General features: G+C 57.7%; 3 protein-coding genes and 2 pseudogenes. 2 read left to right on the top strand and 3 right to left on the bottom strand.

Annotated elements, in window-relative coordinates:
• Positions 1–536: 536 nt before the first annotated feature.
• Positions 537–761: pseudogene (locus AC066Y_RS42975) on the top strand (IS110 family transposase); the annotation flags it as partial.
• Positions 762–1,018: 257 nt separating this feature from the next.
• On the opposite strand, the gene AC066Y_RS42980 reads toward AC066Y_RS42975, so the two are convergent.
• Together AC066Y_RS42980 and AC066Y_RS42985 are read right to left on the bottom strand one after the other, a co-directional pair.
• Entirely contained in the window at positions 1,019–1,510 is a 492-nt protein-coding gene (locus AC066Y_RS42980; RefSeq protein ID WP_478279106.1) for a hypothetical protein, read from the bottom strand.
• 189 nt (positions 1,511–1,699) lie between these two features.
• Complete coding sequence (locus AC066Y_RS42985) at positions 1,700–2,068, bottom strand: antibiotic biosynthesis monooxygenase family protein (RefSeq protein WP_478279107.1); 369 nt, start codon at positions 2,066–2,068, stop codon at positions 1,700–1,702.
• Between the two features lie 97 nt (positions 2,069–2,165).
• On the opposite strand from AC066Y_RS42985, the gene AC066Y_RS42990 reads away from it, so the two are divergent.
• Entirely contained in the window at positions 2,166–2,648 is a 483-nt protein-coding gene (locus AC066Y_RS42990; RefSeq protein ID WP_456730819.1) for a MarR family winged helix-turn-helix transcriptional regulator, read from the top strand.
• A 676-nt stretch (positions 2,649–3,324) separates the two neighbouring features.
• On the opposite strand, the pseudogene AC066Y_RS42995 reads toward AC066Y_RS42990, so the two are convergent.
• Positions 3,325–3,643, bottom strand: a pseudogene (locus AC066Y_RS42995) (hypothetical protein); the annotation flags it as partial.
• Between the last annotated feature and the right edge of the window lie 140 nt (positions 3,644–3,783).

Genomic DNA, 3,783 nt, shown 5'->3' on the forward strand with positions numbered 1-3,783 from the left:
GCGTTGCAAAGTACCGGTCGTCAGGCGGTGAAAAGCCGAAGGCAATCCTGTGCGCCTCGTCAGAGCAGATGTACGGCCGCATCAATCGGGCCCAAAAGCCGCACTCTCACGAATAGGACGGGCTAGCCTAAGGACAGGAGGCGGCCTCATGCTGAAACTCGTCCGTAGATTGCGCCGCATCGGCGTGACTGACGTCCTACCTACTCGCGATACAAGGCATGTCGTGTTTCTCAACGTGCTCGTGCTCCTGGTTTTCGTTATAGGCTTTCAAGATACTGCGCTCGTCCTATTCTACATGGCACCAAGCCATATGATTCCAGTATTCATGGGGCTCCGGCTTGCTTCCATTGGGGTGACTCTTTGGCTCAACCATAAACAGCGATATCTCGCGGCACGCATTTGGTTCAGCGTTTGTGCCGCGGTATTTTTGACGATCCAGACTGCGTTCTGGGGCGCGGTGGCACGTTGGCAGTTCTTTCTCGCGGTCTCCATCTTCGTAAGGTTCTACATGTATCCACCGCGGGACCCGTCAGCGGAGGCGTACAGACCGTCATTTGCGAGGGCTTTTGTACGAAGCAGCGACGGTCATTCTCACGCGCAGCTCAAGCGAAAGCACGTTGCGCACGCGGGGTTTGCAGCTCCGGGAAAGAATCGGCTTCAAAAGAGCTGCCGTGGCTGTGGCGAGCAAGCTGGCACTGATAATGTATACAATGCTTAAGACTGGCGAGCTGTTCAATCCGACAGCCGGAGCCATCGCATGAATCCGATTAGCGTTCTGAAGCTGAACGCTCGAGGTGTCCCTTGAGCCATTCCGCTGATGGGGTTGCACCGCTGACTCAGCAAAGTGCGTCGTCCACATTGAAGGGCTCGTCCCGCGAAGCTCCATCATGCGCCGGCTACTGTCGACCGCGAAGACAACCGTACACCCGGCAAGCACTTCAACAAGATTATATGCTTGACCTTTCAGCAGCGATTAGACAACCCCATCATAAACGGGATGGTGCGGGTCAGAGCGCGTTTAGGGATCAAGAGCGTCATCCTGCATCGGCGCTCGAAGTCGAGCGATAATTTCGCCTGCTCGATTACCGTCCTTAGCGATAGTACTAAGTGCTCGCCGGGCTTCTTCCAGATCTGGCGGTTGAGTGCCCAACCAGTTTAAGGCGGCCTCTGCATTGAGAATCGCGGCTGTGAGCGCGTCGACGACAGCACTATAGGTGCGCACAACCTCTGCTGACGTCTGCAATGGCGCTTCGCCCTTCGCCTTGCGCGGATTTCCTTTTGGTTCGCTGAACCGGCTGCGATGCACCTTGCGCGGCCTTAGGTGCAGAAGGGCGTTTGCAGCCTTGCGGATCAGATCGAGTACCAGGTCGGGCTGGGCCCGCTTGGGGGCGCGGCGGCCGTCGATCTTAAGGACAGTCGAGCGTTTTGTGACAAGACATTGAAGGGCCGGTTGCACGATGCTGGCCTTGCCGCCCAAGATGTACCAACTCGGCTTCCACTTCCAGGACATAGCGCGCTCCTCTAGTGGGTCATGAGAACGCCTCGGCGCTGTCGGCCGGGGGAACCGTTTCAACGTCGATGGGACGCGAACAGCTCGCTGAGTACCGTCGAAAGTGCCGATCGTTGCGATAGCCAAGGCGCCAGCGACAGGATGGATCAACTTGATCATGAGTATCTTCCCTTCCTAAAAACAGCAGGGCTAGGCAACGCAGATGCCGGGCACGGCAACTTTCTGAAACAGATGAGGGGAAGCTATCGCCGAGGCCGGATAGGTGGCGATTTTTGCTAGAAAGTCAGGATGGGTGAAGGCCGCGCGGAAGTGTGCGGTGGATTCCCAGACGGCGTAGTTCAGATAGGTCGGGCTGTCGCCGAGAGCTCTGTGCAGCTGAGTGGAAATGAAGCCCGGCTGTCGCTTCATGAACGCTGCGTCGTCCTGCCAGGTTTTGAGAAAAGCCGCCTCATCGGCTTTGTCGAGAGTGAATAAGTTCACCAGGACGACCGAATTTGCCTCGATAGCAATCTGGCGGTCGATCGGGAAGGAAGGGTCCAGTGGGCGTAGCAACGACATGAGTGCCTCCATCGCTATTTAATATATGATGCCTAATTGGTATTATGATTACATAGCAGATTGACATTATGATGTCAATGTCAGACAATGGTGACAAATGAAAAAAGCCGAGCGAACCCCCGAGGGTGACGCCCTGACCGACCTTGTTCTCGATCTATTCAGGCTCTACAGCCTACTTCTGACGGCCGGCGACCGTCTGGTCGCCCCGCTTGGCCTAACAAGCGCACGCTGGCAGGTGCTTGGCGCCATTGTGTCCGCCGAACGTCCCCAACCGGTCGCTTGGCTCGCACGCGACCTCGGCGGCAATCGTCAAAACGTGCAGCGAATTATCAATGATCTGCACAGGGAGGGCCTCGTATCTTTTGAGGTCAACCCGCATCACCGACGGGCGCAGCTCGTCGTGCTCACTGAGAATGGACAGCGCGCCTTCGAAGCCGCAATGGAATTGCAGGCTCCCTGGATCAACGATCTTTCAGAAGGGCTGTCGGTCAAGGATATACGGATTGTCCATCGCGTGATCACGGCCTTGCGAGATAAGCTTGAGGGCGCGGGCGGCTGTGCCACCAGTTTCTCGAAATAGAACGCTGCCGGGTATGGCGCGACAATCAGGATGAGAGCGCGTCACCTTGATCGCCGCCGCGCAGCCGGGCTCGAAATACATGTCCCGGCAGCGTTTCATTCTCAAACTGAGCCCTGAAATCCCAGTTAGCGCTACGCTAGCAATGGCCGTGCCACAGGTTCGTGACAGGAAACGACAAAACGGCCTCAAGCATTTTCCGGGGCTGGCTCGGACGCTGAGGCCGTATGGCCAGCGAGGAACGAGCAAGCAAAAAGACGACGACCGGCACCAATTTCTGAAGATCACTAGCCAGAACAAGGCTTGCCAGCGCGGAGACCGGCAGCCAATTGAGGCGACCTTACCGGCTCGCCCGGTCTGCTGCCTCCGGCTCGTTTTTCGATCCGGAAAAACCTCCAGGCTGGGGCTGGTTGGTCTACGTTGTCAGCGCCTTTCCCGGCTCCAGCAAACGCACGAAAGTCCCGCTCTCGTGTAGCTCGAGCCAACCCTTCTCAACTGCGTGCTTGATGCCAGCTCCGAACTCCGGTCCGCTGGCCTTGAGCGTGTAGAGAAATGGCGCGTATCCGCTCGATGTAGATGCGGCCATCCTGGACCTGCTCAATGCTGGCTGCCAATTCGACAAGCTTGCGCGCGGCGCTTCAGGGCTGGCGTAAGGTCGTTCAGCAGACAGCTTCAATTCTCAGCGATCCCTGGGCCACCAAACAGAAGGTGGATTACTGGCCGAGATCTTCGTGGTCCGCAAGACGACGAGATGGCTGCGCTTAAACGGGCGCCCCTGACCGAGCATTGCTTATCGCATATAGCGCCCGAGCTCGTGGATGAGCATGATCTTGGGCCGCCGAACGATGTCGAGCGCTACGGTCTGGTGGTTGTCGCAGCCGGGACACTTCACCTCAAGATAGCGATAGCCGGCATTGAGGGCGTCCCCGGGGGGGCGGGGAGGGCTGGGCAGGGCCTTGGAAACCAAACATGCAGGCATTCCAAGCCTGACAGGCTAGCTAGTTCTGGTCGCCTAACCCGTCCTATTCGTGAGAGTGCGGCTTTTGGGCCCGATTGATGCGGCCGTACATCTGCTCTGACGAGGCGCACAGGATTGCCTTCGGCTTTTCACCGCCTGACGACCGGTACTTTGCAACGC

The organism is Bradyrhizobium sp. USDA3010 (genome assembly GCF_056429065.1).

What these genes read in the sequence shown, in the direction of transcription:
- AC066Y_RS42980 (WP_478279106.1), bottom strand. Translation starts at nt 1,510, where the DNA reads ATGTCCTGGAAGTGGAAGCCGAGTTGGTACATCTTGGGCGGCAAGGCC.
- AC066Y_RS42985 (WP_478279107.1), bottom strand. Translation starts at nt 2,068, where the DNA reads ATGTCGTTGCTACGCCCACTGGACCCTTCCTTCCCGATCGACCGCCAG.
- AC066Y_RS42990 (WP_456730819.1), top strand. Translation starts at nt 2,166, where the DNA reads ATGAAAAAAGCCGAGCGAACCCCCGAGGGTGACGCCCTGACCGACCTT.